A 25,888-nucleotide genomic window follows, 5' to 3' on the forward strand; every position below is an offset into this window, starting at 1 on the left:
GGAACTACTCCTGGTGAGCCGCCTTCAGCCTGGATCGCAACTTATCTTTCAACCTTTGGCTGGAACGGGAACGGTTATCAGCGGGGAAAAGTGCATGAGAAGATGATTTCGAGCGTAGGATAACAGCGAAAGCCTGATTTGCTGACGCCCTTGGACGCTGAACTCCTCAACCGGCTCAACCGCTTGCTCCCTCAACAACTCGACCAGTTGCTCCTGCGATTGGAAATCCCTAACCACGTAATGCCACGAAATACTGCTACGCATGGTGACCGGGTCACTGCATTGGTGGAATGGGCCAGAAGTTCAGGAGGGTGTGACCTGGAGCAGGTAGCGAAAAAACTTGACACGCTCGAGAGCAGCTTCGAGGATGCGGTTACTCCTCAAGCCGGAAGTGTGAAGGCCAATGGAGACGTTACAAATTCGGTCATCATCACGGGCAACGACAAAATCGTGAACTTGCTGGTACGCGGCATCGACCGGCTGCCCACCGACTACTCGACGCCCATCGGTAATTTCTTGAAAGCTTACCTGGGCACACCACAGGAACCTGTTCCCTTCGGAGGCAGACAACACGACCTCGACTATCTCGATCACTGGCTGGCGGAAACGCAAAACACTCCTCCTTACCTGTTGCTGGCTGCCCCAGCCGGTCGAGGCAAGTCGGCACTGCTGGTCCACTGGTGTGCTCGGCTGGCGAAACGGCGGGATGTGGCGGTGGTGTTTGTGCCCGTGAGCATCCGTTACGGCACCAACCGTTCCGAGGTCTTCTTCGCCGCCGCCGCCGCCCGGCTAGCCGTTCTGCATGGAGAGGACGTGCCCACCACCAGTAACTCAGTGCCGGTGTGGAAGAGCCTGATGGCAGACTATCTGCGCAGGCCATTGCCAGATGGACGACAACTGCTGCTGGTTCTGGATGGTTTAGACGAAGCGGCGAACCTGGAGGTGGATTGGGGCTTGTTCTCTACCTCTCCTAAAAAAGGTGTGCGGGTGATCGTATCTGCCCGGTTCATGGCGGGAGACACCAATACAAGAGGGTGGTTGACACGGCTGGGATGGACCTCGCCCCAACTAGCACGGGGTAAAGAAGTGGAACCCCTGGACGAATCAGGAATCAAGGATGTGTTATCCAAAATGGGCTGCCCGCTCGATGTCGTGGGCAGTCGGGTGGACATCGTTCGGCAGTTGTACCGGCTGAGCGAGGGGGATCCACTGCTTGTGCGGCTGTATGTAGATGAGATATGGAAGCGGGGCGAGGCGGCATCGCACTTGCAACCAGAGGATCTGGAGCATATACCACCGGGTCTAAAAGGCTATTTCGAGCGCTGGTGGCAAGACCAGCGCAGTTTATGGGGTAAAGAGGCACCCCTTAAAGAGCTAGGGGTACGAACGTTGCTCAATCTGTTTGCCTGTGCTTTCGGTCCCCTCATGCGCAGAGATCTCTTCCGGCTCCTACCGGATAACTGTGATCTGGACGAATGGACACTCGATGGATCACTAGAACCCCTAGCGCGCTTTGTGGTCGGTGATGGAGAGGTACAGGGATACGTCTTTAACCACTCGAGACTAGGTTATCACTTCCGGGACAAATTGCAGAAATCAAAACGACGGGAAGGGAGCGAGAGATTTGTGGAGTGGGGGAACATAACATTAAAAGAGTTGAAGACTAGAGAGTTAGAGCCGAGGGATACTCCTGTGTACTTAGTGCAGTATTTTGGCGTGCATTTGGAAGAACAGGGAGCATCCCCGCAGGACTTTCTAAAACTTATCTGTGACGAGTGGAGAAAAGCAAGTCTGGCAGTGGAGGGCAGCTACTCGGGATTCCTTGGCGATGTGCAGCGTGCCTGGAACAAGTTTGGCCAGGTAGGAGAAACAGAGGTAGCACAAGGACTACGCATTTCGCATCTTAGTCAAGAGATACTATGTGCTTTATGTGTGTCGAGTATCAGTACGCTATCTAGTAGAATTCCAGGCGAACTAATCGCACTATTAGTTAATCATAAGTTATTAACAGTTATGCAAGGAATCGCCTACGCTCGCCAAAAAAATGAATCTAGCGACCAAACAAATGCGCTCGTGCAGATGAGTCTGCTTAATTCAGTGTCAAAGCACGAAACATATTTGGTCACAACTGCTGCACTACAAGCTGCTCAAATGACTTGGCCCCGAATAATGATCCGCTGAGAATGTGAGTTTCCAGCTTGGTTTTCCTTATCGTACAGGTGGATGCCGTTGCGGCGACAGCGGAGCCGCGATGGCATTCACCTGTTGCAAAAACTCCATCGGCGTTGCTCCTGCCAGGGCACTGTGCGGACGGTAGTGATTGTAATCCAGCCGCCAAGCCTCGACGATTCGTCTGGCATCCGGCACGCTCAAGAAGTAGTGGGCATTAAGACATTCATCCCGAAATTTCCCATTAAAGCTCTCGATGTGCGGCTTGTCCGTTGGCTTGCCCGGACGAGTGAAGGCGATGAGCACCCCACGCCGCGTTGCCCACTCCGCCAGTGCTCGACAGACGAACTCCGGCCCATTATCAACCAGCAATCGTTCCGGCAACTGCCGCTGGGCCGCCAGGGTTTCCAGCACCCGCACCACCCGCGCTGAGGGCAGGGAGGTATCGACTTCAATTTGTGGGCACTCCCGGCTGTAGACATCGATGATCGTCAAGGTCCGCAGTTTGCGTCCGTCGGCCAGGGCATCCTCGACAAAGTCCAGGCTCCATAGCTGGTTAGGGCGTTCTAAAGCCGGTGCTTCCGGCCTCCCAGACGGTCGGAAGCGGGGTTTACGCTTTTTTGGGCGCACCAGCAATCCCTCCTTGGTGCACAGTCGGTAGATTTTCTTGGCGTTGACCAGCCTGCCTTCCCTTCTCAGCAGCAGTGTCAGCCGTCGATAGCCATAACGCGGACGTTCGGCAGCCAACTGCTTCAGCCGTGCTAGCAACACGGGATCTTCAGTGCGATGACCGACTAACCGGGCGGTGGAGCGGTGCAACCCCAGCAACCGACAGGCTCGCCTCTGGGAAACCTGCAGGTCGGCTTGCAGGTAGGCGGCAGCCTGGCGTTTGGCTGCTGGGGTTAGAATTTTTTTGACAGCACCGCCTTGAGGGCATGAAGGTCGAGAGCTTGGTCGGCGACGATCTGCTTGAGTTTGCGGTTTTCTGCTTCGAGATCCTTCAGGCGCTGAGCTTCAGAGATTTCCATTCCACCGTACTTGGCCTTCCAGCGATAGTAGGTCTGCTCGCTGATACCGTGTCTGCGGCATAGCTCTGCCACGTTAGCACCGGCCTGCCCCTCACCCAGGATGGCAATGATCTGTTCAGTCGTGAAACGGCTTTTCTTCATGGTCTTCCTCGTCAGTGGTGTCGGCTGGAAGACTCACATTCTACGCGGTTCACTTTAGCGGTTGCACGTCAAGTTGAGCCGCACGGTGCAGTAATTCTGGGTTATCGTGCTCACGTACATAGAGTTGAGTGATGTCAGCAACGGTAATGTTGTTGTCATCCCGGCTCACTGGCTCAAGGATGTCTCCAGTTCCGACTTCGCCCTCCTGCAGCACGCGGAAATAGAATCCGGTGCGACGACTGGCAAGAAAGCGTTTTACCATATCTGCTTGCCCAAACCGAATTCCCAGTTTGTAGCAGGGCAGGCGCGGCTGTGTCACCATCAACTCTACAGTCCCGATCTGGAAACGATCGCCAATGTTCAGTTCATCTTCTTTTAGTCCAGTGGTCGTGAAATTTTCGCCAAACATGCCCAACGTCAACTCTATATCGGGCAATTCACTGCGCCAGTAATCATAATGTTCAAACGGATAAACATAAACCGCTTTGTCTAATCCTCCATGAACAGTGAGATCGGCCTGTCCATCGCCATCTAAGTTGAGCGCTCGCACCATCACTCGATTGCCGACTGGTTCTTTGAAAATTCCAGTGCTGATGATTTTTCCTTTCCACTCTACTTCACGTGGCAATCCAACGTTGACAGAGATAAGTTTCATACTCGGCCCTAAAGTTTCGAGCGCTTAAAAGACATACAAATCACCAACACTGGTCATGCAGAGGGTAGCGTTCCAGGAGGACCTAAAAGCTCGTCACCGATCTCAGCAGCGATGCGTCCAACCAACTCCAGATCTACTGGTCCTGTCTCATCCACCGTACCAGTTGCTGCAATCAACCGAGCAAAAGCGCTGGGTGCAGCAACGACCAATGCACGCGCTGGTTTATCGCTCAACACGCCAACAGCGTGAGGAATGCCAGGAGAGATCAGAAAGCTTTCACCAGGGGTAAGTAGCACCTTGTTCTGAGCAGCCCAGACTGTGAGCTCCCCTTCTAGCACGTATAACTGTTCGGAATAGCGCGTGTGACGATGGAGGGGTGTTAGTATGCCCGCAGGGTTGTAGCCTTCGATCAGGTCGTACTGACCGCCGGTTGTCGTGTGATCAGCAAGAATAGTGAGACGACTGCCCAGAAACCAGAGAGTTTGCGGCATGGTATTACTCCAACTGATGAATTAGCTGTTGTGACTGAGGAAGAAGGGTTTGTCGGGTGCTGCAATTTGCCTTAATTAAATCCGCTGCCTTTTCACCAATCATGACGGTTGGTGCATCAATCTACAAACATCCAAACGACTCATGCACTCTACCATCTTTAATTCTACATGTCTAGACATATGTACTTATAGTATCCCAGACTAAAGGGCATAGACCTACAGTGGCCTTCGGCGCGGAGCAGGGGTATAAGAAGGATTTGGAACTTTGCCAGGATGAGATAAAGACGTCAACGAGATCATCGGGCTCCAAAAATCCCGGTAAGTCTCTGCAGGCGTAGCGTGAGCATCGTTTAAGCTCTCCTCGTGCTGCGGCCTAGGCTACTTCGGAGTAGTTAAACAGGTAAAATCCTTACTGTGCCTGTGTTAGAGCGAATTTAGCATTTCCTGAAATTACACATTCGGGAAATAGCAGCTGAAACAGGCTGCCAGAGCGGGTTTTGGAAACAGGGGCGATTTCTGATATCCTGAAACTGCGAAAAATAGCAAAAAGAGGAAATCTTGAAGATCAATCGCCACGGCCAGGCCAAAGTGTTCACCGAAAAGGAGATCCAGCTGCTGCTCAAAAAAGGACTCACCGACTCCCGCTATCAGGCGATTTTTCTGACGATGCTCTACACTGGCTGCCGGGTGAGCGAAGCCTGCTCGCTGCGCACCGCCGACGTTTATGCTCTAGGCGACGATGGCCAGGTGCGCACCAGCGGCAAAAAAAGCCGGGTGCGCTACGCTGTGCAGGAGGTGATCACCTTCCGGCGGGCGAGCACCAAAGGCGGCATCTCGACGCGCTCGATTCCTGTGCATCCTGTATTGCGAGCCAGCCTCGAAAGCTTTGCCCCAGGCGGCGTCTACGTCTTTGAGAGCAGCATGCCCGGTACCGCCATGCTCCGGCGGACCGTCGATTATGCCTTCCGCAGCGCCTTTCGCACCTGCCGCATCCAGGGGGCGAGCACCCACAGTCTCCGGCGCACTGCGATTACCCGGTTGCACGCGATGGGCGTCGGCCTGCGGACAATCCAGCGCATCTCCGGCCATCGCAGCCTCGCTGCCCTGCAGCGCTACATCGAAGTGAGCGACGAGCAGGTGACGGCGGCCATCCAGCTGCTCTAGACTCAGATTGCACATAATGAATGGGTAACGCAATTTTAGGAGATGCAGGTAGTTTGCACATAATATTTTTAATGCGCGACTACGGGTCAGGGAGCTTGTCTGTCCGCACATAATCTAAAGTCCGCGCAAAATTTACTGCGCCAAGGGAAGCTACCCGAACCGCTACAGGAGCCAACCTGTCCCAATTGCGGTTGCCCAATCTCCGCAAATTACTTTTGACGGTCTTAGAAACTTTAATTTTGTCGCTCAGGCTACATGAGAATGCTCTTATAAAGTGATAAAAGATAGCCATCCTCCCCGATAGCAGAAGAATCGACGCGCTCGAGCCAGTTTGATGCTCGTTCGATTGTTTGTTCTTTTCTATCTGTCTTTGATTTTTGTCAGCTTGTATCTGGCAAGTTGCCTCAGCTATCAGCTCTCCAAATCAGGTTGAGCTGGGGCCTGCAGGTCATCGAGCCAGTTTAGCAAGTCCTGAAAAATGGCTCTGCTGGCGTCAGCTCCTAGCTGATATTCAGTTTGTGTGCTCTGACAATTGAAGTGTCCTGGTGGTGGCCAGCCTTTGCTGCAGCGACAGTGGGTTGCTGCGCAGCGAATTCAGTCTGTTGTCCCCCTGAATTTGATGTTTGGAGAAAAAAGACATGCGCAGGTTATTGACAGCAATAGTGAGTGCGATCTTGACGACCGTTGCGGTTCAGAGTGCATCGGCCCGTCCTGCTTTGAGAGCTTCTGCAAAAGTGAGCGCTGCCGCCCCAGCCGGTGCGAGTATCGGTTTTATCAATGGCCGCAGTGCTCTTGGAGCCAACGATTCGGTCGATTGGTCGATCGTTGGGCCACCGTTTACGGCTGTTCCCTACGATTTTTCGGTCGTCTCCCCTGGGGGGACGGCGCTGAGTGTGAGCATCTTCAAGGTGTCGGACACACCTCCCTACGTCTTTCAGACGGGACCGGAGCCTCTGCCTGCGACCGCCTTTGCCGACGGAGACTTTATTTTGTTTACCGGCGGCGAGAACCCGGCTTTTCCGGGGCTCGAAAACCCGAGCCCGATCACGATCACCTTCGCACAACCCGTCTACGGCGTCGGTGCCCAGCTGCAACCCGACGACGAGTGCCCGAGCACCTGCCCCTACACGGGTACCTTCCAGGTCTTCGACAAGCGCAACCGGCTTCTGGGAACCCTGACATCGCCAGGGACAAGCTCGCGGGCTCTCGACAACTCCGCGACGTTTTTTGGCGTCCTCTCCAAAAAAGCCCAGATTGCCAAGATCGTCTTCGACATCGATCCCAAAGTCAGCGGCCTGCATCCGATTTCGATCAACGCCTTGAGCCTGACGACTACCAAACCCAGGATTGCCGGTGCGGTCTACGCCCTCACCAACGAGGCATCCGGCAACTATATCGCTGCCTATGACCGGACGGACACGGGCGCGTTGATTCCCGCCGGCAGCTTTGCCACCGGCGGCCTGGGTATCGGCGACGGCACCGACGGCGAAGGGCTCGGTTCGCAGGGAGCGCTGCAGTTGAGCCCCGACAAAAAGTACCTCTACGCGGTCAACGCCGGCAGCAACGATATTTCTGTCCTCAAAGTCGGCAGGCGCGGTCTTTCGCTCATCCAGCGCATCAGCTCCGGCGGCACCAGCCCGATCAGCCTCACCCTGCGTGGCAAACTGCTCTACGTGCTCAACTACCAGCGCGAGGAAGGCGGCGGGGGCGAAGGTGAGGGAGACGATTGTGGCGGGATTACCGGCTTCACGGTCTTCCCGGACGGCCACCTGTCGCCTTTGCTCAACTCCTCCCGTCCCCTCAGCGCCTGCGGGTCCAACCCCGGCCAGGTAGGATTCAATCCCAGTGGCACACTGCTCGCCGTCACCGAGAAGGCAACCAGCGTCATCACCTCCTATACCGTCGGCAGCAACGGCCTGCCCAGCGCGCCCATCGTCTCTCCGGCGATCAGCGGCACCTTTCCCTTCTCGCTGGCCTTCAACAGCAAGGGACTGCTGCTGGTCACCGACGACTTCAACGACGCCAGCAAGGCGGGGGGTGCTTCTTCGTTCAAGGCGTCGCCCGACGGTCACTTTACCCTGGTGAGCGGCTCGATCCCGACCTTGAACACGGCCACCTGCTGGGTGGTAATCACTGGCGACGACCGGTACGCCTACGTCACCAACACCAACGACGGCAACATCTCAGGCTACAGCCTCAGTAGCGACGGCGTGCTCGCCCTGCTCAACCCGAGCGACGGCATCACCGCCGTTACCGGTCCCAGCACCAAGCCTCGGGATCTGGCCTTCAGCAGCGACTACCACTACCTCTATACGCTCAACTCCCTGAGCGGCACGATCTTCGGCTACGCGGTCAACGCCGACGGCAGCCTCAGCCAGATTAGCCAGGTGGGTGGCCTGCCCCTGCCCGGCCTCAATGGCCTCGCCGCCTACTAACTGCGCCCTGAAGCACACACCTGCCCGCCAGAGGAATACGACCGTGCAGAATATCGTCTTCGATCTCAAGCCCACCGTCGCGGGCGAGGTGCTCAGCCTCGACGCCGACCTTGAAGCGGTCAGCCGCGACTTTGGCGGCATCGTCCACCGGCTGCCCCGCGTCCGCGTCCGCCCCCTGGATAGCGCCGACATCGCCCAGGTGGTCCGCTATGCCCGCGAGCAGCAGCTCACGATCACCTGCCGGGCTCAGGGCCACTCCCTGGGCGGCCAGTGCCTGAACCAGGATGGCATTCTGCTCGATATGAGCCAGTACAATACGCTGCAAAAGATTGAGCAAAAAAATGGACTATTCTTTACAGCTGCTGCCGGGACAACCTGGCGGCAGGTGTTGAACGCTGCCCTTCCCCAGCAACTCTGCCCGCCGGTGGTCACCAACTACGCCGATGTCTCGGTCGGTGGCACCCACTCCACCGGCGGCATGGGAGCCTCTTCCTTCCGTTTCGGCAGCCAGGCAGACAACTGTACGGGCCTGGAGGTGGTCACCGGTGAAGGCGAGATCGTCCGCTGCTCGCACGCCGAAAATCGCGAACTGTTCGAGCACGTCCTGGGCGGCTTTGGCCACTTCGGGATCATCAGCCAGGTGCAGCATCGCCTGAGAAAGTGCCCTCCCCAGACGCGCACCTACACGCTGCTCTACGACGACCTCGATGCGCTGGTGGCCGACATGAAGACGCTCACCAGCGAAGAGCGCGTCGATTATCTGGTGGCCGTGCCCGCCGTCAATATCCAGGGGCTGGCGCGCTCGGGCGGCCTGCGCCCGCTGGTGGGCTGGTTTTATTCTCTGCAGATCACCGTCGAGTACGAGAACCTCGACGCCCTCGACGATGGGCAATTGCTCGCGGGCCTGCACTTCTACCGCCGGGTCTGGACAGAAGATCTGCCCTTCGAGGAGTTCATTTTGCCCGCCATCCCCTTCGACACCTCGCCGGGTACCGCCAATCCCTGGATGGACATGTTTCTGAGTGCAAATCCTGCAACGCAGTACATCAAACTGGCTTTGGAGCAGATTACAACTTTTTTGGACTTTACCAGAACGCCGATGGGGGCTTTCTGCCTTCAAAAAAGCCGCATCTCCCTGCCCCTGATTCGCCTTCCAGAAGAAGAATTCGTCGTCGGTTTCGGTGTCTATCCGACAATCCCGGCTGCCCATCTCGATTTTGTCTTAAAAGGGCTGAATCAAATCAGCAATGCGGGCCTTGAGCTGGGCGGCAGGCGCTACTTGATTGGCCAGCTGCAGTTTGACAGCGCCCAATGGCACCATCACTTCGGCGAATACTGGCAGACGATCAAAGCCCTCAAGCAAAAATATGATCCCTTTTCGGTGCTGCAGTCGCCCTTCTCAACTTTCTAAAGGTTTATGGGAATAGAGATGATAGAGGTTTCTTGAGAGGGCAACTTCTTCGGTTCGCTGCACGTGCTCAAGAAAGCGCAGGTGCTCACTGTCTTTGCCGGCGATGCCCGAGAGATCGGCGATCAGTTTGCGGGCTTGCAAAACCATCACCAGTTGCACTTCGGCCACATAAGCCTGGAGGGTTCCAGCCTTGTAATCGCGGTGGTCGAGGCGAAGCTGGCCGCGCCGGTGGTTGTCGCCGATCAGTTCGATCGCGCTTGTCAGGCAACCCGCCGGCTGTGTACTGGCTGAAGACTCCTGTTCACCCATCGCCTTTCCCTCGTCGATTGGCCGCAAAGGATTTTTGAACTTTTCTGATTTGTATTGTTATCTCGCTTGCCAAAATTCCATCGGAAGATGCTGAAAATTAGTTTTGGAGAAGCTTCTCAAGTTTTCTTGCCCAGTCTGGCAGCAAAAACGTTGATGCCGATCTTAATAAATTTTGGCAATATCTTGAGCAGATCCTGCAGGCGCGTGCGCTGGACCGATGGGCGGGCAACCCTCACCGCCGCCGGTCTTTCGTATTTGAAGACGCACACGCAGTCGCCCTTCGCCTTGCTGCTTAAGATTGCCGCCTTCATCTGCGGATAAGCGCGCCGGACGGCTTCCTGTTCCATCTCGCAGAGCACCAGGCAGGGGCTGCTCAGGCCGTAATCGCGGTAGATAGAGAGAACCGGGCAGACGTGCTGAATCTCAAGAACGGCGTCCGTGTCACCCTGGGAGACATCTAAGACGTCCATCTCAAAACCCATCAGCCGAAATACGGGTTTTGCCTCGTTGAATCCGGCGGCCATCGTTGTGTGATCGATGAACGCTCCCATGAACGCTTTTTGCTGCTCCGGATAACCCTGCATCATCTTCTCGAAGGCAGCGTCTTCACCGATCTTGTCCGCCAGAGTCCGAAAAGCTTTGAAGCGGTTTTTGAACATGGCGAGTGCCTTAGAATCGGTCATATTCATCAGATCGGACATCTGGATGTCCCCGATGCCCACGCACTCGCTCTCTCCCATATTCATCTCGTGTTCTCCCCTGAATCTGGTAATCGGTTCAACGGGTCTATACTCTCAAACCAACTTGCCATTCGCCTTCATCTTTTGATGTATTACTGATCGCATAAGCCGAATTTTGAAGCGATCTTGATCGCGTTCACTGGCTAGTTAAAGAAGTAGATCAGCGATTATGATTGCTCGTCAACTTATCACAGGCTTCTTCTTTCAAGATGTATACAGCACGACCAATATTTGTTGGACTTTCTTCTGCAGTTATGTGTACTGTATTACCATAAATTAAAAGACAAGTGCGCTAGGGTTGTCTCGATCTTTCACGCCTGCGAGGAAATATGGTGGTGCATGAGTTGAGAGCAAGACCGGTAGTGCAGGCCACGACGCAGCGCGGGCGCGTCGAGGAGGTGCTGCGCACGATGTTCGATCGCACCTGCGAGGCGATCGAGCGGATCGATGGCAGGCGCTTCGACGAATTTGTCTGGTCCCGCGACCATAGCGGCGGCTGGCTTGCCGGTGACGAGGGAGAGGGCGTCTACACCGACCGGACGCTTTTAGAGGGCAACGTCTTCGAAAAAGTCGGGGTCAACTACGCAGCCCTCGAAGTGGTTTTACCGCCTGGCATGACCTTCAGGGGGGCCGATGTCGTCCCCCAATCGCAGCCGTCTGCACCGGCAGCGGAGGGCGAGCAACAGCGCTTTTATGCCGTCAGCACCAGTTTTGTCATGCATCCGCGCAACCCGATGGTACCCACCGCCCACGTCAACTACCGTTACTTCGAGATGGGTGACGGGTCAGAACCTGGCTCCTGGTGGTTCGGTGGCGGCGGCGATCTGACCCCGGCCTATCTATTCGAAGAAGATGCAGTTCACTTCCACAAGGTCCACAAGGACGTCTGCGACCGCTACGATCCGAGCTATTACCCGCGCTTCAAAAAGTGGTGCGACGAGTACTTTTATCTCCCCCATCGCGGCGAGTGCCGGGGGGTGGGAGGCATCTTCTTCGACTACCTCAAAGACCGCAGCTGGGAAGAGCTGTTTGCCTTCGTGCGCGAGTGCTCCGAAGCGTTCGTCCCTGCCTATCTGCCCATCGTCGAGCGGCGCAAGGACACGCCCTACACCGACGAACAAAAGTACTGGCACCGCCTGCACCGGGGCCGCTACGTCGAATTTATCGTGGGCATCGATCGCGGCACCCGCTTTGGCCTGCAGACCGGACTGGTCCGCCCCCACAGCGTTCTTAACTGTATGCCCGCCGCCGCCAACTGGCAGTACGACGACGAACCCGCTCCGGGTAGCCAGGAGGCCGCCCTGCGCAGCACACTTCGTTCTCCCCGCAACTGGGTCTGACCGGTCAGGATCTGGAGGTTCTATTTCTAGCAATCTGTTCACCTCCATGGTGCGTATTTCAGTTGAATGCGCTGCAAGGGAGAAAAAAAGATGCAACCACTTTCTCGTCGGAAGATTCTGGAGGGGGGGCTTTTGGGGGCAGCCGCAGGGGCGGGGCTACTGGCGCTCGCGGGCCGGGCGCTGGCGCTGGATAACGGCAAACCGCTGCCCGAATTTCAGGGTATCGAGACCTGGCTGGGCGGGGAAGCGACCACGGTGGAGGCGCAGCGCGGCAGAGTGGTCGCCGTGCATATCTGGACTTTTGCCTGCATCAACTGCCAGCGCACCCTGCCCTCGGTGATCGACCTGCACCGCAAGTACGCCGCCCAGGGCTTGACGATTATCGGTGTCCACACGCCCGAATTTGCCTACGAGCACGACATCGGCAACATTCGCGCCGCGATTGCCAGACACGGCATTCCCTACCGGGTGGCCGTCGATAACGAGTACAAGACCTGGCGGGCTTACGACAACGAGTACTGGCCGCACCTGTTCATCGCCGATCGTGGGGGCCGCCTGCGCTACGACCACATCGGCGAGGGTGCTTACGAGCGCAACGAACAGGTCGTCCGGCAACTGTTGGCCGAAAAAGCATGAGCCCTTCTCTGCTGGGACTGGCCTTTGTCGCCGGAATCGCTACGGTTCTCTCGCCGTGCATCCTGCCCATCCTGCCGATTCTGGTGGGCCGCTCGCTGCGCAGCCATCGCCTCGGACCGCTGGCGCTGGTCACTGGACTGGCGCTGGTCTTTGCCCTGACGGGCAGTCTATTGAGCCTCACAGGGCCACTGCTCGGGCCGCTCAGCAGTGGTTTGCGCCTGTTTGCCCTGCTCGCTTTGCTGCTTTTAGGGCTCGCCTCCGCCTTTCCGGCCTTTGGCCATCGGCTCTTTGGCTGGGCGAGCAGCCTGCGCCTGCCGGGCTGGTTCGAGAGGTTGACCGAAAATGACAGCCTCAGCGCCGAATTTCTGGTGGGTTCTCAGCTGGGCCTTGTCTGGGTTCCCTGCGCTGGGCCCATCTTAGGCTCGATTCTCGCCCTTTCGATAACCGGGCAGGCTGCTTCTGCGTTTCTCGCCCTCCTCGTCTACGCCCTCGGGGCAGCTGTGCCGATGCTCGCCTTCGCCTACGGCTCGAAGGGCCTGGTGGAGCGCCTGCAACTGCTCAAAGGGCACACCGAAAAGTTGCAGCGCATCGGCGGCACCTGCATCGCCCTAGCGGCGATAGCGATCTTGCTCGGCTGGGACAACCAGTTGCAACTGTGGCTCGCCCCCCTGTTTCCCGGCTCGCCTCTGTAGTTTTATTTGATAAAGACCTTGTAGGTGCGGTAAGCGGCACCGCGCCAGGCCAGACGGATCATGCTCTGCTTACCGAGGCCGGAGCGCCTGGTGGCCTGATCGACCGTAGCCCCGCGCTGCATGAGCACGACCAGATTCTGGGCCTGCTTGTAGACCGCGTCGGAGGGTTTGAGCAATTTGCGCTGGACGCTCAATTTGACCCCGAGCAGCAGATCGTCGGTGGTGGCGTCATAGCCTGCAATTTTGCCCAGCGAGTAGACGCCGGGCGGCAATTCTGTCGGTGCCTGGGTGGCCAGGAGCCTTTGCGGATCGAGCTTTTCGCCAGGGGTGGAACTGGAGGCGATCGGTGTGCCGGCTGTCGCCGGGGGGGCAGGGGAGGCAGCGGGCGGCGGGTTCGTCGTCTGGGCGGCGGGGGTCGAGGTGGCAGGCGGCGGGGTCTGGGGCGGATTGCTCGCGACGACAGGAGGCTGGTTGGGACCAATTTTCTTGCGCAGAGCCGCGACCGTCTGGCGGACCTGGGGCAGATTTGGATCGTCGATGGGTGCCAGGCTAATGTACTTTTCGTAATCCTTGAGGGCAGGTTCGTACTCCTTGAGGGAGTTCAAGATTGCCCCGCGATTGTAATAAGCGTCCGCGTAGTCGTCCTTGCGCGCGATGGCGGCGCTCAGATCATCGACCGCACCGCGCAGGTCGTTGAGAAAATAGCGGGTGAGCGCCCGGTTGACGTAGGCGGCGGCTTCGTTGGGATACTGGGCGAGCAGTTGGTCCCAGATCTGGAGCGCTTTGGGATAGTTCTTTTTATTTTGCTGTTCGTAAGCGTCCTTAAAAAGCTGCTGCAGGGGCGGCGTCTGGGCCAGAAGCAGGCCGGAGGGATAAGTGGTCAGCAACAGAGCAGCGAGGCTGATGCCGAGCGGCAGGGAACGGGTCATCTTGCGGGGTCTCCATAAGGATAGGTAACCGGCAATCTCGCTTTCCCACCCAGGAAAAACTTGCCGGAAGGTGTCCTTCAAAAAAGGGTACCGCGAATTGTTCGCTTTGTACCGGCAGCGGAACAGGAAATTCAGGCTGCGCTACGAACACACCTATTGTGCCTCACGCCTCGACAATCACCCGCAAATTCCCGCGCTTGTTGGTGATCCGGCAACTGGTCGATCCGCCGGAAACTTCAAAGCGCAGATCGAGGACGGAGGTGCCGACCCGCAGGTTCTTCAGCTCCAGTGAACTGAGCCAGGAAGGCAGTACCGGCTCGATAATTCTCAGACAGTTGCCGGGCGCATCGGGCACGAGGTTGACCATCGCCTGGAGAATCTGAAAGAGGCTGCCGGCGGCCCACGCCTGGGGGGAGCAGGCGACCGGATAGCTTGCCAGAAGCGAATCTTGAGCGTCGCGGGTAAAACCGCAAAATAGCTCCGGCAGGCGGTAGAGCGGCTGGTTCTGGGCCACCTCGAAGAGCACCGAGCCAATTTCGAGCATCTGGGAGACGGCTCCGACCGAGCGCAGGCCGAGGGCGACCAGCGAGTTGTCGTGGGGCCAGACCGAGCCCGTGTGATAGCCGATCGGATTGAAGGCGGGCGAGAGACTGTGCAGTGTCCGGATGCCCCAGCCAGAAAATAGATCCGGTGCGGTCAGCCGCTCGGCCACCGCCTGGCGGTGGTCCCGCGAGAGAATGCCCGTCAGCAGGCAGTGGCCGGGGTTGGAGGAGATGCCTTCGACGAGCCGCCCTTCGCCGTCGAGGGCGAGGGCGCAGTAGTCCTGTTCGTTCAGCCAGAAGTCGCGGTTGAAGCGCTCCTTGAGATCTTGCGCCTGCTTGTACCAGACTTCTGCCAGTTCCTCGTCGCCAAATAGCGGTGCCAACTGCGCCAGCCGCACCTTGCTCGCGTAGACGTAACCTTGCACCTCGCACAGGGCAATCGCCCCAGTAGCGCGCCGTCCATCGGCGTGAACGATGCAGTCGTCGGAGTCCTTCCAGCCCTGGTTCGCCAGACCGCGCTCGGACTGGCGGCGGTAGGCAAGGTAGCCCCGCAAAGGTCCAGGCTGTTCGTCGCACTGCCGGTCGATCCAGGCCATCGCCGCCAGCGCGTTCGGCCACAGCTCGCGCAACAGGCCGATATCCGCCGTCCAGGCGTAGTACTCGGCAAGCAGCATCAGCCACAGGGGCGTCGCATCCACCGTGCCGTAGTAGGGAGTGTGGGGCACCTCCTGGCAGCGGGCCAGCTCGCCTCGACGAATCTCGTGCAGAATCTTGCCCGGCTGCTCGTCGCGCCAGGGGTTGTCCGCCTTGCCCTGAAAGTGGGCGAGCAGTTTGAGCGTCTCGCGGGCGATCGCCGGTTCGAGCAGCAGCGTCTGCGAAGCAGTAATGATTGAGTCGCGGCCAAACAGGGTGGCAAACCAGGGCACCCCCGCTGCGACGGAGTGGCCCTCCGGCAGCAGAATGCGCAGCAAGAACAGATCCCGCGTCGAGCGTTCGAGGGCCTGGTTAAACAGGTCGTTGTTGGAATGGATCTGGGTGACGCTCTGCCGCCAGGCTTGCTGAGCACTCTGGGCGGTGGCGCGGGCCTGCTCGAAGGTGGCCGGTGCCGGTGTGTAGGAGGCCGATTCGCCCTCGCGCAACAGCAGCATCCGATACTCCACCTGCACCTGCTGGTGGGGCTTGAGCAAAAAATTCCAGCTCGCACTCGTCCCGTCGATGCGATCAGGAAGCTGGTTAAAGTGGATGCGCGTCTCCATTACCTGTTCGTCCAGCCCCCGGTAGGCGAGCACGATCGTGTCGGCGGGCAACTCGCCCCCCGGACGGAGGGACTGGCCCCGCCGGGCGCGGTGAAAGCCCCGCACCTCGAATAGATCCGCAAAGTCGGCCCCAAAGCTGAGACTGAGGGAGATATCGACCGGATGCGATGAGTAGTTGGTCAGCTCGATGTGCTCGAACACGCCGCCGCAGAGGACGATGCTGCGGCTGATGCCGACGCTGTCGGGTTGCAGGCCGCCTTCCTCGAAGCTGTTGGTCATCCGCATCGTCGCCGCGTAACCGGCATCGGCGGTGCCCGAGAGCAAAACCGGCGGCTGGCCATTGAGGCGCAGTTCCATGCGCGAGAGATAGCGCGTATCGGCGCAAAAAAGGCCCATGCTCGTCGTCCGGCAGTTGCCCGGAATGTTGCCCAGGGCGTCGCACACTAAAAATATATCGTTTTCTTTGAGGGTGCGCAGGGGTGTGAGGGCGTCCGTGTAGTTGCAGGACCAGCCTTCCAGCGGCTGCTCGTTCAGTACGAAGCTTTCCATTGAGGTGTTGAATGACTGTCGATGGTGCGGTCCTGGGTAGTTTTTGGACCATTCACCACGATAGCCAACCCGGCAGGCGATCCGCCGGGTCGGCGGGCCAGAATCCCGAGATTTTGGTTATTTCTGGCCCATCAGGGCGGCCTTTGCCCTGGCGGTGAGCGAACCGTTGCGGCTGGCGAGCACCTGCAGGTAAGCCGCCTCGTAGCCGTCGGTCATCCGTTCGACCGTAAAGGTGCTCATCACGTGGTCGCGGCACGCCTGACGGCTGATCGTCCGGATCTGGCCCAGCCGCTCGGCCATCTCATCGACGCTATTTACCAGATAGCCCGTCACCCCGTCGCGGATTACCTCCGGCGCTGCACCGAGAGCCATGCCGATGACCGGCGTTCCGCAGGCCATCGACTCGATCATCACCAGGCCAAAGGGCTCGCGCCAGGTAATCGGAAACAGCGTCGCCACCGCCCCACCCAGAAGCTCCGCCTTCTGGTGGTGGCTCACTTCTCCCAGGTACTGGATCTGAACGCCGTCGATGAGCGGCTCTACCTGCTCGCTATAAAAGCGGCGGTCCACCGGATCGACTTTGCCGGCCATCTTGAGCGTCCAGCCGGTGCGGCGCGCCACCTCGATGGCCTGCAGCGGTCCTTTTTCAGGCGAGATCCGCCCGACAAAGGCAAGGTACGGTTCCTGCGCCGACTCAGCCCGAAACTGGTAGAGCTGCGAGTCGATGCCGTTGTAGACGGTGCTGCAGTAGTTGAGGCCGAGACCCGGTTCACGCTGGGCGTCGCTGATGCTCACAAACGGTTGCTGGGCACACTGGCGATAGATCCGGCTGTTGTCTGGGGTGAAGATGCCGTGCAGGGTATGGACTGTCGGTGTCTTGACCAGCCCCGAATAGGAAAGCGCAACACAGCCGACGTGAGAATGGATGATGTCGAACTGGTCGGCCCGCTGGTAGACGCGGCTCATCTGCATCATCTCGTAGATGCCGTGCTCGCGGACATGAGGATCGAGGCGCAAAGCCCGCTCATGGACAGCGTTGAGCCGGGCCAGCGTCTCGGAATCTCCCGAGGCGAACAGGGTCACTTCGTGTCCCCGCCGCACCAGTTCGTCGGTCAACAGTCCTACCACCAGCTCGATGCCGCCGTAACCTGGAGGGGGAACGCGCTCATAGAGCGGAGCAACCTGGGCAATTCGCATCGTCACTCTCCTTACTACTGCGCCTGTAGAGGCAGCACTGTCCTGATAGTTTAGATATATTTACGCATCGTTACAGTCACTTCCACATCCACCCTGGGAATGAGCTGCTGTGTCCAGGTAGGCTGGTGGTGCTAGAAAAAGCTTTGGCTTTACTGCAGCTACTTCCCCAGCTTCGAGTGCTAGAATCGCCCGGCAGAGCCTCGATCAACCAGTACATGCCGTTCTCTATCTACCAGGAGCATTGCGAAAATGATGTTCAAGCGGTTTTTCTGGATCGTTCCTGTTTTGTTTGCCCTTGCCGTCCCGATGGCCGCCCAGGCATTGCCGGTGGAACCGGCGGCTCTCGCTGAGCAACTGGTCGATCAACTGGTCAAGCAGGACTTCGTCGCCGCCAGTGCCAACTTCGACGATGCCGTCAAAAAGGCTCTCCCCCCCGACAAACTCGCCCAGGTCTGGAAACAGATTATCGATCAGGCCGGACCTTTTCAAAAGCGGCTCAAGACGACGGTTGCCAGAACCGGCGAGTACGACGGCGTCACCGTTACCTGTGCCTTCGAGAAGACCAACCTCGACATCAAGGTTGGATACAACTCCCAAAAGCGCGTGTCAGGATTATTCTTTGCTCCGGCTGCCACTTCCAGCCTGGAGGCACCCAATCCTGCCCAACCTGCCGCCTACCGCGAAGAACCGATCGAGCTTCCCGGCAGCGGCGGTTCTTTGCCTGGCACTCTGACGCTACCGACCGGCAAGCGTCCCTTCCCGGCGGTCGTCCTCCTGCAGGGTTCCGGCCCCGCCGACCGCGACGAGACGGTAGGAGCCAACAAACCCTTCCGCGACCTCGCCCACGGCCTGGCGGCGCACCAGATCGCCGTGTTGCGCTACGACAGGCGGACCCGCGTCTTCCCGGAGCAGTTTCAAAAGAGCACGAGCGTCACCGTGCGCGAGGAAGTGCTCGACGATGCCCGCAGTGCCCTCGCCCTGCTGCGCCGCCGAACTGACATCGATAGCAGCCGATTATTTGTTCTGGGCCACAGTCTGGGGGGAACGCTCCTGCCCAGACTGGCCCTCGAAGAGAAGGCTGTCGCAGGCTGGATCATTCTGGCCGGTTCCACCCGCCCCCTCGCCGATCTGCTTATCGAGCAACTCACCTACCTGAGCAGCATTTCCGAGAGCGAAGCCGAAAAAGCGCAACTTGCCGGCCTCAAGCAAAAAGCCGAACGCCTCAAAGATCCGGCCCTTTCTCCTGCCACACCGGCGAGCGAACTGCCGCCGGGGGCTCCGGCCAGCTACTGGCTCGACCTGCGCGGCTATCAGCCTGCCGCCGTCGCCGCGACGATCGATAAGCCCTTTTTGATCCTGCAGGGCGGGCGGGACTATCAGGTGACGACAGCCGACTTCGAGGGCTGGAAGCAGGCTCTGGCCCGTCGTCCCAACGTTCGCCTCAAGCTCTACCCCAGGCTCAATCACCTGTTCATCGCCGGTGAGGGCAAAAGCGTGCCCTCCGAATACCTCACCCCCGGTCACGTTTCAGAAGAAGTGGTTTCTGACATTGCAGGCTGGATTGCTGCTACCCGCTAAGTGCGCCAGGCCAGGCCGACCGCCTGCTCCAGCTGTGTAAGCCCGGCTTCTGCCAGCCTTTTACTCAACTCTTTGAGAATGCCGCGCACCAGCCAGGGTCCCTCGTAGATCCAGCCGGTGTAGATCTGCACGAGGCTTGCTCCGTGGACAATCTTCTCCCAGGCCGCCTCGCCGCTCGCGATCCCGCCCACGCCGATAACCGGCAACTGCCCGCCGCTGCGCCGCCAGATACGACCGACGACCTCGGTGGAGCGGTTGCGCAGTGGTGCGCCGCTCAGGCCGCCCGCTTCCTGCGCTGCCGTCTTGAGACCTGTTCTGCCGATCGTCGTGTTGGTGGCGATGATGCCTGCCAGACGATATTCCCCGCACAGGTCGATCACTTCGTCAATCGCTCCCCACTCCAGATCCGGAGCAATCTTGACCAGTAGCGGCTTCTGGCCCTGGTTTGCCGCCTGCAACCTGCCTAAAATCTCCCCGAGCCGGTCGGCCTGCTGCAACTGCCTGAGTCCTGGCGTGTTGGGGGAGCTGACGTTGACGACAAAGTAATCGCCCAGGCTATAAAGTCGCTCGAAGCTGTAGAGGTAGTCGTCGCTCGCCTGTTCTAGAGGCGTTATCTTCGATTTGCCCAGGTTGATACCCACGGGAATAGCAGTTTTTTGCCCGCTCAGCCTCCCGGCCAGACTGTCGGCTCCCTCGTTGTTGAAGCCCATGCGGTTGATCGCCGCCTGGTCGGCGGGCAGACGAAAGAGGCGGGGGCGGGGATTGCCCGGCTGGGCGTGGCGGGTGACCGTGCCCACCTCCGCAAAGCCAAAGCCCAGGTGTTCCCAGGCGGCGATTGCCTCGCCGTTTTTATCGAATCCAGCCGCCACCCCGATCGGATTGGCGAACGAGAGCCCCCAGAGCGACATTTCCAGAGCCGGATCGGTGTGGCTGAACCAGCGATCCAGCTGTCCCGCCCAGGGCTGCTTCGCCATCCAGCTCAAAGTGGCAAGTGCCCGGCGGTGAGCGTCTTCGGGGTCGAGGCGAAAAAGAACGGGCCTTAAAATATTGCGGTAGACATCCACGGCTCAGACCCGTGCGGCGAGCGGTACGACCGGATCGCCTACGTCAATCCGGCCAGGATCGAGGTGAACGTAGTTCTGGCCAAAGATCGGGCCACCCTCGATTCGCCGATAGCTCATCAGGGTGCGCAAGGGTTCCGGTCCCTGTTCTACAGCCGTGTGCTGCTCGATCGTCGTGATCTTGCAGCGCACACAGGGCTTCGCCGCCTGCAGGGCAACTTCACCGATGCGAATTTGATGCCAGCTATCCTCGGCGTAGGGCGCTGTACCGCTCAAGACCAGATTGGGCCGAAAGCGCTCCATCGGCAGAGAAGCAGCCAGGCGGCTATTGAGATCCGCAAGCGACGCCTCCGAAACAACCAGCAGCGGATAGCCGTCGGCAAAGCCCACCTGGGAACCGGCGGGCGCATACTTTGGGTTGACAGGCCGCACCCACTCGGGAGCCATGCGCACCAGTCGGCAATTTTGTGCCAGTAAGTCGCTGAAGGCTTCCGCTGCCATTTTGCCCTGGTCGATGGCCTGGCAGTACGATCCCCAGACCTCGACCGTGAGCGTCGGTCCCGGCTGCGCTTCGAGGGAAAATGCGAGCGCACTTGTGTCTGGAAACTTCAGGTGCAACTGCGCATCGCTGAGGGCCGTTTCGACCAGGGCGAGGCGGGAGTGGGTGCGCTGAGTAATGAATTTGCCCTCGTCGTCTACGACCATCCACTGGCGGTCGAAGCAAATGCCCCGTGCGTCCAGCTCCGCCGTCTGGAGGGCAATGCCCCGGCAGGATTTGACCGGATAGACGTTCAGGCCGCTGACGACGATGTTGCTCATCACTGTCACCGCACCTCCTCCGGATCGATGCCCAGAGCGCGCAACCGCTCAGCCAGAAGCTCGGCCCGCCGCTCGGCCTGCTGCGCACGCCTTGCTAGATCTTCGTAGCTCTCGAAAGCTACCCCGTCTGGCCGCCGGATCTCTAATTCTCCAGTGGGCCGCAGGCCCAGGCGAATACCGAGGCGGGGGCTCAACCAGTCCTGGACCGTATCCAGCCCTTCGAGGTTATCGCCCCGGCGGACAAAGCCATCTAATATTTGCCGATCCGGGTCGTAGAGATAATACTCTTCGACGCCGTAGCGCTCGTAGAACTGGAACTTGCGGGTCATCTCAGGCAGAGTATTACCGGGGGAAAGCACCTCGAAGACCACCTGGGGCGGGATATTGTCCTCCAGCCACTGCTTGTAGCTGCCCCGACGGCCCTTCGGGCGACCGAACGCCACTAAGACATCGGGAGCCTGACGGAGTTTGTTGGCCCCCTCGATCGGGTACCAGAGCAGATCCCCGGCAACGAAGACATCCGGAAGGTCCGCAAACAGCCATTCCAGACCTTCTTTGATGTAGACGATCCAGCGAAACTGCTCGGTATTGTCCGACATTGGTCTGCCGTCGGAGTCGGGGTAGATGATCGATTCTTTGGAGACGACCACGGGCTTACTCCTCCTCTGCTTCCTCCTCGGGGGCACAGGCAATCGCTGTACTTTCTTCTGATTCGGGCACGACGGCGACGCCCACGATCGTGTCGTCCTCGTCGAGCCGCTGCACCCTGACGCCGGTGGCCGCCCGCGACTGCTGCGAAATTTCGTCGCCGTGCTGGCGGATGATTACCCCGCGTGCGGTAACGATCATCAGTTCTTCTTCGCAGCCGACGACGCGCAGCGCCGCCAGCTCATCGCCCTCGTCGCGGAACTTGGTGGCGATCACTCCCATGCCACCCCGGTTCTGGGCGCGAAACTCGCTGAAGGGCACCCGCTTACCGAAGCCACCGGCGGTGACGACAAGCACCCACGGGCCGCAGTCGCCGTTGGCCTCGGCCCGCTCGCGCTGCTCGCAACTCAAGATATCCATGCTCACCAGCTCGTCGTTCTTGCGCAATTCCATCGACTTGACGCCGCGCGCGGTGCGGCCCAGGGCGCGCAACTGGTCTTCGTCGGCCCGGAAGCGAATCGCCATACCGGCGCGTGAGCCTACGAGAATGTCGTCCTGGGCACGGGCGCGGCGCACCCAGCGCAGTTCGTCGCCCTCTTCAAGGCCAATGGCGATAAGACCGTTGGCCCTGAGGTTGGCGAAGGCGGCGAGGGCGGTCTTTTTGATGTAACCGGCGCGGGTGAGCATCACCAGGTAGTCGTCGCTCGCAAAGTCCTGTACCGGCACGATCGAGGTCACCTTTTCTTCGATCGGAATCGGCAACAACTGCACGATGGGCGTTCCTTTGGCCGTGCGCGAGCCCGCCGGGATCTGGTAGCCCCTGAGGCCATAAACCACGCCCCGGTTGGTGAAAAAGAGCACCGTGTCGTGGTTGCAGCAGGTGATGAAGTAATCGACCACATCGTCCTCGCGCATCCGCGCACCGGATTTGCCCCGCGTCGCCCGCCGCTGGCGATCGAAGGTATCGACCGGCAGGCGCTTGATGTAGCCCTGCTGGGTCAGGAGGACGACCATCTCCTGGTTGGCGATCAAGTCGGCATCGTCGATCTCGCCGTCGGCCTTGACGATCACGGTGCGGCGGGTGTCGCCGAAGCGCTGGCGGGCCTGGGTCAGCTCGGTGCGGATGATCTCGTTGATCCGCTCGCGGCGGTTGAGCACGTCGGTCAGATCGGCGATCTTGATGAGCAACTCCTGGTGCTCCGCCTCGATGCGACTCGCCTCCAGTCCCGTGAGCCGCCTGAGCTGCAGCTGCAAGATCGCCTCAGCCTGGGTCTCAGAGAGGGCAAAGCGCTCGACCAGCTGGAGGCGGGCCGTCGCTGTGTCATCGGCAGCCCGAATGAGAGCGATCACTTCTTCGAGGTTGGCGAGGGCAATCAGCTGGCCCTGCAGGAGGTGATCGCGCTCCTGCGCCTTGCGCAACTCGAAGCGGGTGCGCCGGGTGATCACCTCGATCCGAAAATCAAGAAACGTCTGCAAGAACTCTTTGAGATCGAGCAGGCGCGGCTCGCCGTCCACCAGGGCGAGCATGTTGCAGCCAAAGTTGGTCTGCAGCGGTGTGAGCTTGTAGAGGTTGTTGAGCACTACCCTCGGGTAGGCGTCGCGCTTCAATTCGATCACCACCCGCAAACCGTCGCGGTCGGACTCGTCGCGGATGTCGCTGATGCCGTCGATGCGCTTGTCGTTGACCAGTTCGGCGATCTTTTCGATCAGCGCTGCCTTGCACACCTGGTAGGGCAACTCGGTGATCACGATCGCCTCGCGCTCGGGCCGCCCGCGCAACTGAATCGTCTCGATGTTGGCCACCCCGCGCATCGTGATCGAGCCCCGGCCAGTGGTGTAAGCTTCGCGGATGCCCGACTGGCCCAAAATCGTGCCGCCTGTGGGAAAGTCCGGTCCTGTGACGTAGCGCGTCAGTTCGAGCACGCTCAGATCCGGATTGGCAATCAGCGCACCCAGCCCATCGACCAGTTCGCCCAGGTTGTGGGGCGGAATGTTCGTCGCCATGCCGACGGCGATCCCGGCGCTGCCGTTTAGCAGCAGTTGCGGCAACCGCGCCGGTAGAACGATCGGCTCCTGCTGGGAGCCGTCGAAGTTGTCGATAAAATCGACCGTCTCCGCCTCAAGGTCCGCAAGCAGCGTGTCGCGGGCGAGCGCCGTGAGCCGACACTCGGTATAGCGCATCGCCGCCGGCGGATCGTTATCGACCGAACCAAAGTTGCCGTGGCCATCGATCAGCAGATACCGGGTCGAAAAATCTTGCGCCAGCCGCACCAGCGCGTCGTAGACTGCCGTATCGCCGTGGGGATGATACTTGCCCAGCACGTCGCCCACGACGCGGGCACACTTGCGGTAGGGCCGGTCGGGGCTCATGCCCAACTCGTGCATCCCAAATAAAATACGGCGATGAACGGGTTTGAGACCGTCGCGCACGTCGGGCAGAGCGCGCCCAACAATGACACTCATCGCGTACTCGAGGTACGAGCGCTGCATCTCGTTGCGCAGGTTGGTCGGGATGATCGTCATAGGCCCCTTAACGTCCTTGCATGAGAATGCCGCCTGGATCTTCTGAGGGAGAACATCAGAAAATTGGGCGGCAATCGTACATCAAAATGTTCAATGGTGCTCAAGTCCTATCGGAGTCACCGGATAAGACATACCCTAGCATTTTTGGCCATCCAACTGCCGGGATCAGGGCTTGAGGGCGAGGCTGACGTAGGAGCGGCTGGTGCCGTCGGCGTCTTTGAGATGGACGGCGATCAGACCGGTGGGCAGGTTCTCCTCGGTCTTTTCATCGATCGGGTTCATTACCAGCCGCCCGGCCTGCCGCTCCTGATCGAGGTGCTTGCTCAACTCGGGAAGGCCCAGAGCGAGAGCCTCGGCCACCGCCTTCAGCGAAACGAATGGGTAGCCGAACTGGCCCTCGCGGGCGGCAGCGAGCGCCTTGAGGCGCTTTTGAAATTCGCCGTGGTTCACGCTTGACTCTCTATTAGAGGGTGGGGACGCCGAGGGCGACCTGCTTGTTGTCGCCGCAGATCGAGCGCACCAGTTCGCAGGCCACCGTGAGGGACAACTGTTCGGCAGCCCAGACGATGCTGTCAAAGACCGTCGCCCCAGAGCGCACGACGCAGCCGTTGCCGATGCAACTGTAGCCCAGCACGACCGCTCCTTTTTCGATGTGGCAGTTGTCGCCGATGAGGGCGTGGCTTGAGACGATTGCCCCCGGCTCGATCACCGTACCTTCGCCGATGCGCTGCTTAAGGTGGGGATGGGTGAGCAGATCCCAGTGGGTATAAAGGTACTGACCGAGGGTGCCGACATCGGACCAGTACGCGCCGGTGCGCATCGAATAGACCGGCGCACCGGCTGCCACTAGAGCCGGGAACAGGTCTTTGCCAAAGTCATATACCTGATCTTTTGGAATCCAGTCGAAAACTTCGGGCTCGAAAATATAGATGCCGGTATTGGCCAGATTAGATTTTTCGGTGCCGGGAGCGGGCTTTTCCTGGAAAGATTGAATGCGGCCAGATTCATCGGTGACGACGATACCGAAGCGGCTCGGATCGCCTACTTCTTTGGTCGCCATCGTCGCAATCGCTCCGCTCTGGCGATGGAATTCGACCAGGCGCGTCAGGTCAATGTCGGTGACAACGTCGCCTGAAATCACCAAAAATGTCTGGTCTGAAAGAAAGTCTGCCTGACGGCGCACACCGCCCGCCGTACCCATCAGATCTTTCTCCCAGGAGTACTGCAGCTGCACGCCGAACTGGGAACCGTCACCAAAAAGGTGACTGATTTTATCCCCTTTGTAGTGGAGGTTGGCAACAGCCTGGTCTATCCCGTGGGTGCGGCACAACTCAAGAATGCGGGCCATCACGGGCTTATTGAGTACGGGCACCAGCGGCTTGGGAATGTCATCGGTAAAGGGGCGCAGACGAGTTCCCTTGCCGGCGGCGAGCACGAAAGCCTTCATGGATATTTCCTCACACGAAAGAACTCACAAAGGAAGCAGAACACAGGCACTTATTCATTCTAAGATAACCGGAGGGCTGACTCTGTGACCGTCATCTGCGAACATTGTAAAGGCTAGATTTTGCTAAG

General features: G+C 59.2%; 22 protein-coding genes. 8 read left to right on the plus strand and 14 right to left on the minus strand.

Annotated elements, in window-relative coordinates:
• Positions 1-150: 150 nt before the first annotated feature.
• A complete protein-coding gene (locus GKIL_RS17640) occupies positions 151-2,181 on the plus strand; it encodes an ATP-binding protein (RefSeq protein WP_041244041.1) in 2,031 nt (676 codons plus the stop codon).
• A gap of 27 nt (positions 2,182-2,208) precedes the next feature.
• Here GKIL_RS17640 and GKIL_RS17645 read toward each other — a convergent pair.
• The 3 genes from GKIL_RS17645 to GKIL_RS23835 all read right to left on the minus strand — a co-directional run bounded on the left by GKIL_RS17645 (position 2,209) and on the right by GKIL_RS23835 (position 4,484).
• Positions 2,209-3,338, minus strand: a protein-coding gene (locus tag GKIL_RS17645) for an IS3 family transposase (RefSeq protein ID WP_144080304.1) whose coding sequence is annotated in 2 segments (ribosomal slippage) — positions 2,209-3,086 and positions 3,086-3,338 — 1,131 coding nt in all. Because the reading frame shifts where the segments join, the coding sequence is not laid out codon by codon here.
• 49 nt (positions 3,339-3,387) lie between these two features.
• A complete protein-coding gene (locus tag GKIL_RS17655; protein WP_023175168.1) occupies positions 3,388-3,993 on the minus strand; it encodes an MOSC domain-containing protein in 606 nt (201 codons plus the stop codon).
• A gap of 53 nt (positions 3,994-4,046) precedes the next feature.
• Positions 4,047-4,484: a cupin domain-containing protein gene (locus GKIL_RS23835; protein WP_023175169.1), complete on the minus strand. Its 438-nt coding sequence runs from the start codon at positions 4,482-4,484 to the stop codon at positions 4,047-4,049.
• 558 nt (positions 4,485-5,042) lie between these two features.
• On the opposite strand from GKIL_RS23835, the gene GKIL_RS17660 reads away from it, so the two are divergent.
• From GKIL_RS17660 to GKIL_RS17670, 3 genes are all read left to right on the plus strand, one after another.
• Entirely contained in the window at positions 5,043-5,648 is a 606-nt protein-coding gene (locus GKIL_RS17660) for a tyrosine-type recombinase/integrase (protein WP_023175170.1), read from the plus strand.
• Between the two features lie 674 nt (positions 5,649-6,322).
• Positions 6,323-8,083, plus strand: a complete 1,761-nt coding sequence (locus GKIL_RS17665; RefSeq protein ID WP_187293837.1) for a lactonase family protein — start codon at positions 6,323-6,325, stop codon at positions 8,081-8,083.
• Positions 8,084-8,126: 43 nt separating this feature from the next.
• Positions 8,127-9,494: an FAD-binding protein gene (locus GKIL_RS17670; RefSeq protein WP_051382855.1), complete on the plus strand. Its 1,368-nt coding sequence runs from the start codon at positions 8,127-8,129 to the stop codon at positions 9,492-9,494.
• Here GKIL_RS17670 and GKIL_RS17675 read toward each other — a convergent pair.
• Both GKIL_RS17675 and GKIL_RS17680 read right to left on the minus strand, forming a co-directional pair.
• Complete coding sequence (locus GKIL_RS17675) at positions 9,483-9,803, minus strand: hypothetical protein (RefSeq protein WP_023175173.1); 321 nt, start codon at positions 9,801-9,803, stop codon at positions 9,483-9,485. The genes GKIL_RS17670 and GKIL_RS17675 overlap by 12 nt on opposite strands.
• A 116-nt stretch (positions 9,804-9,919) precedes the next feature.
• On the minus strand, positions 9,920-10,549 hold the full coding sequence (locus GKIL_RS17680) for a helix-turn-helix domain-containing protein (RefSeq protein WP_023175174.1): 630 nt from the start codon (positions 10,547-10,549) through the stop codon (positions 9,920-9,922).
• Between the two features lie 356 nt (positions 10,550-10,905).
• On the opposite strand from GKIL_RS17680, the gene hemF reads away from it, so the two are divergent.
• The 3 genes from hemF (at position 10,906) to GKIL_RS17695 (ending at position 13,211) form a co-directional block, all read left to right on the plus strand.
• Entirely contained in the window at positions 10,906-11,883 is a 978-nt protein-coding gene (gene hemF, locus GKIL_RS17685; RefSeq protein ID WP_245595862.1) for an oxygen-dependent coproporphyrinogen oxidase, read from the plus strand.
• Positions 11,884-11,973: 90 nt separating this feature from the next.
• Positions 11,974-12,519, plus strand: coding sequence for a redoxin family protein (locus GKIL_RS17690; RefSeq protein WP_023175176.1), 546 nt, complete (start codon positions 11,974-11,976; stop codon positions 12,517-12,519).
• Positions 12,516-13,211, plus strand: coding sequence for a cytochrome c biogenesis CcdA family protein (locus GKIL_RS17695; protein ID WP_023175177.1), 696 nt, complete (start codon positions 12,516-12,518; stop codon positions 13,209-13,211). Before GKIL_RS17690 ends, GKIL_RS17695 begins: the two co-directional genes overlap by 4 nt.
• Positions 13,212-13,213: 2 nt before the next feature.
• Here GKIL_RS17695 and GKIL_RS17700 read toward each other — a convergent pair whose 3' ends face one another.
• From GKIL_RS17700 to GKIL_RS17710, 3 genes are all read right to left on the minus strand, one after another.
• Entirely contained in the window at positions 13,214-14,140 is a 927-nt protein-coding gene (locus GKIL_RS17700; RefSeq protein ID WP_023175178.1) for a tetratricopeptide repeat protein, read from the minus strand.
• 163 nt (positions 14,141-14,303) lie between these two features.
• Complete coding sequence (locus tag GKIL_RS17705; protein ID WP_023175179.1) at positions 14,304-16,487, minus strand: amylo-alpha-1,6-glucosidase; 2,184 nt, start codon at positions 16,485-16,487, stop codon at positions 14,304-14,306.
• 117 nt (positions 16,488-16,604) lie between these two features.
• Complete coding sequence (locus tag GKIL_RS17710) at positions 16,605-17,684, minus strand: glycosyltransferase family 4 protein (RefSeq protein ID WP_023175180.1); 1,080 nt, start codon at positions 17,682-17,684, stop codon at positions 16,605-16,607.
• Positions 17,685-17,933: 249 nt separating this feature from the next.
• On the opposite strand from GKIL_RS17710, the gene GKIL_RS17715 reads away from it, so the two are divergent.
• Positions 17,934-19,262, plus strand: coding sequence for an alpha/beta hydrolase (locus GKIL_RS17715; RefSeq protein WP_023175182.1), 1,329 nt, complete (start codon positions 17,934-17,936; stop codon positions 19,260-19,262).
• On the opposite strand, the gene GKIL_RS17720 is transcribed toward GKIL_RS17715, so the two are convergent.
• The 6 genes from GKIL_RS17720 to GKIL_RS17745 all read right to left on the minus strand — a co-directional run bounded on the left by GKIL_RS17720 (position 19,259) and on the right by GKIL_RS17745 (position 25,760).
• The gene (locus GKIL_RS17720) at positions 19,259-20,326 is read right to left on the minus strand and encodes a quinone-dependent dihydroorotate dehydrogenase (protein ID WP_023175183.1); all 1,068 of its coding nucleotides are present in this window, start codon (positions 20,324-20,326) and stop codon (positions 19,259-19,261) included. The two genes, GKIL_RS17715 and GKIL_RS17720, sit on opposite strands and share 4 nt — an antisense overlap.
• A gap of 3 nt (positions 20,327-20,329) precedes the next feature.
• A complete protein-coding gene (locus tag GKIL_RS17725; RefSeq protein ID WP_041244044.1) occupies positions 20,330-21,142 on the minus strand; it encodes an MOSC domain-containing protein in 813 nt (270 codons plus the stop codon).
• Between the two features lie 5 nt (positions 21,143-21,147).
• Positions 21,148-21,792, minus strand: coding sequence for a Uma2 family endonuclease (locus GKIL_RS17730; protein ID WP_023175186.1), 645 nt, complete (start codon positions 21,790-21,792; stop codon positions 21,148-21,150).
• A gap of 4 nt (positions 21,793-21,796) precedes the next feature.
• On the minus strand, positions 21,797-24,313 hold the full coding sequence (gene gyrA / locus GKIL_RS17735) for a DNA gyrase subunit A (protein WP_023175187.1): 2,517 nt from the start codon (positions 24,311-24,313) through the stop codon (positions 21,797-21,799).
• Positions 24,314-24,478: 165 nt separating this feature from the next.
• Entirely contained in the window at positions 24,479-24,763 is a 285-nt protein-coding gene (locus tag GKIL_RS17740) for a hypothetical protein (RefSeq protein WP_023175188.1), read from the minus strand.
• 13 nt (positions 24,764-24,776) lie between these two features.
• A complete protein-coding gene (locus tag GKIL_RS17745) occupies positions 24,777-25,760 on the minus strand; it encodes a nucleotidyltransferase family protein (RefSeq protein WP_023175189.1) in 984 nt (327 codons plus the stop codon).
• Positions 25,761-25,888 lie beyond the last annotated feature (128 nt).

The organism is Gloeobacter kilaueensis JS1 (assembly GCF_000484535.1).
In the GTDB taxonomy this organism is placed as follows: Bacteria; Cyanobacteriota; Cyanobacteriia; order Gloeobacterales; family Gloeobacteraceae; genus Gloeobacter; species Gloeobacter kilaueensis.

Excerpts from the sequence above, each read along its gene's own strand:
- GKIL_RS17745 (WP_023175189.1), bottom strand. The coding sequence starts at position 25,760 with ATGAAGGCTTTCGTGCTCGCCGCCGGCAAGGGAACTCGTCTGCGCCCC.
- GKIL_RS17655 (WP_023175168.1), bottom strand. The coding sequence starts at position 3,993 with ATGAAACTTATCTCTGTCAACGTTGGATTGCCACGTGAAGTAGAGTGG.
- GKIL_RS17705 (WP_023175179.1), bottom strand. The coding sequence starts at position 16,487 with ATGGAAAGCTTCGTACTGAACGAGCAGCCGCTGGAAGGCTGGTCCTGC.
- GKIL_RS17700 (WP_023175178.1), bottom strand. The coding sequence starts at position 14,140 with ATGACCCGTTCCCTGCCGCTCGGCATCAGCCTCGCTGCTCTGTTGCTG.
- GKIL_RS17725 (WP_041244044.1), bottom strand. The coding sequence starts at position 21,142 with ATGAGCAACATCGTCGTCAGCGGCCTGAACGTCTATCCGGTCAAATCC.
- GKIL_RS17710 (WP_023175180.1), bottom strand. The coding sequence starts at position 17,684 with ATGCGAATTGCCCAGGTTGCTCCGCTCTATGAGCGCGTTCCCCCTCCA.
- GKIL_RS17695 (WP_023175177.1), top strand. The coding sequence starts at position 12,516 with ATGAGCCCTTCTCTGCTGGGACTGGCCTTTGTCGCCGGAATCGCTACG.
- gyrA (WP_023175187.1), bottom strand. The coding sequence starts at position 24,313 with ATGACGATCATCCCGACCAACCTGCGCAACGAGATGCAGCGCTCGTAC.
- GKIL_RS17675 (WP_023175173.1), bottom strand. The coding sequence starts at position 9,803 with ATGGGTGAACAGGAGTCTTCAGCCAGTACACAGCCGGCGGGTTGCCTG.
- GKIL_RS17680 (WP_023175174.1), bottom strand. The coding sequence starts at position 10,549 with ATGAATATGGGAGAGAGCGAGTGCGTGGGCATCGGGGACATCCAGATG.
- GKIL_RS17715 (WP_023175182.1), top strand. The coding sequence starts at position 17,934 with ATGATGTTCAAGCGGTTTTTCTGGATCGTTCCTGTTTTGTTTGCCCTT.
- GKIL_RS23835 (WP_023175169.1), bottom strand. The coding sequence starts at position 4,484 with ATGCCGCAAACTCTCTGGTTTCTGGGCAGTCGTCTCACTATTCTTGCT.
- GKIL_RS17690 (WP_023175176.1), top strand. The coding sequence starts at position 11,974 with ATGCAACCACTTTCTCGTCGGAAGATTCTGGAGGGGGGGCTTTTGGGG.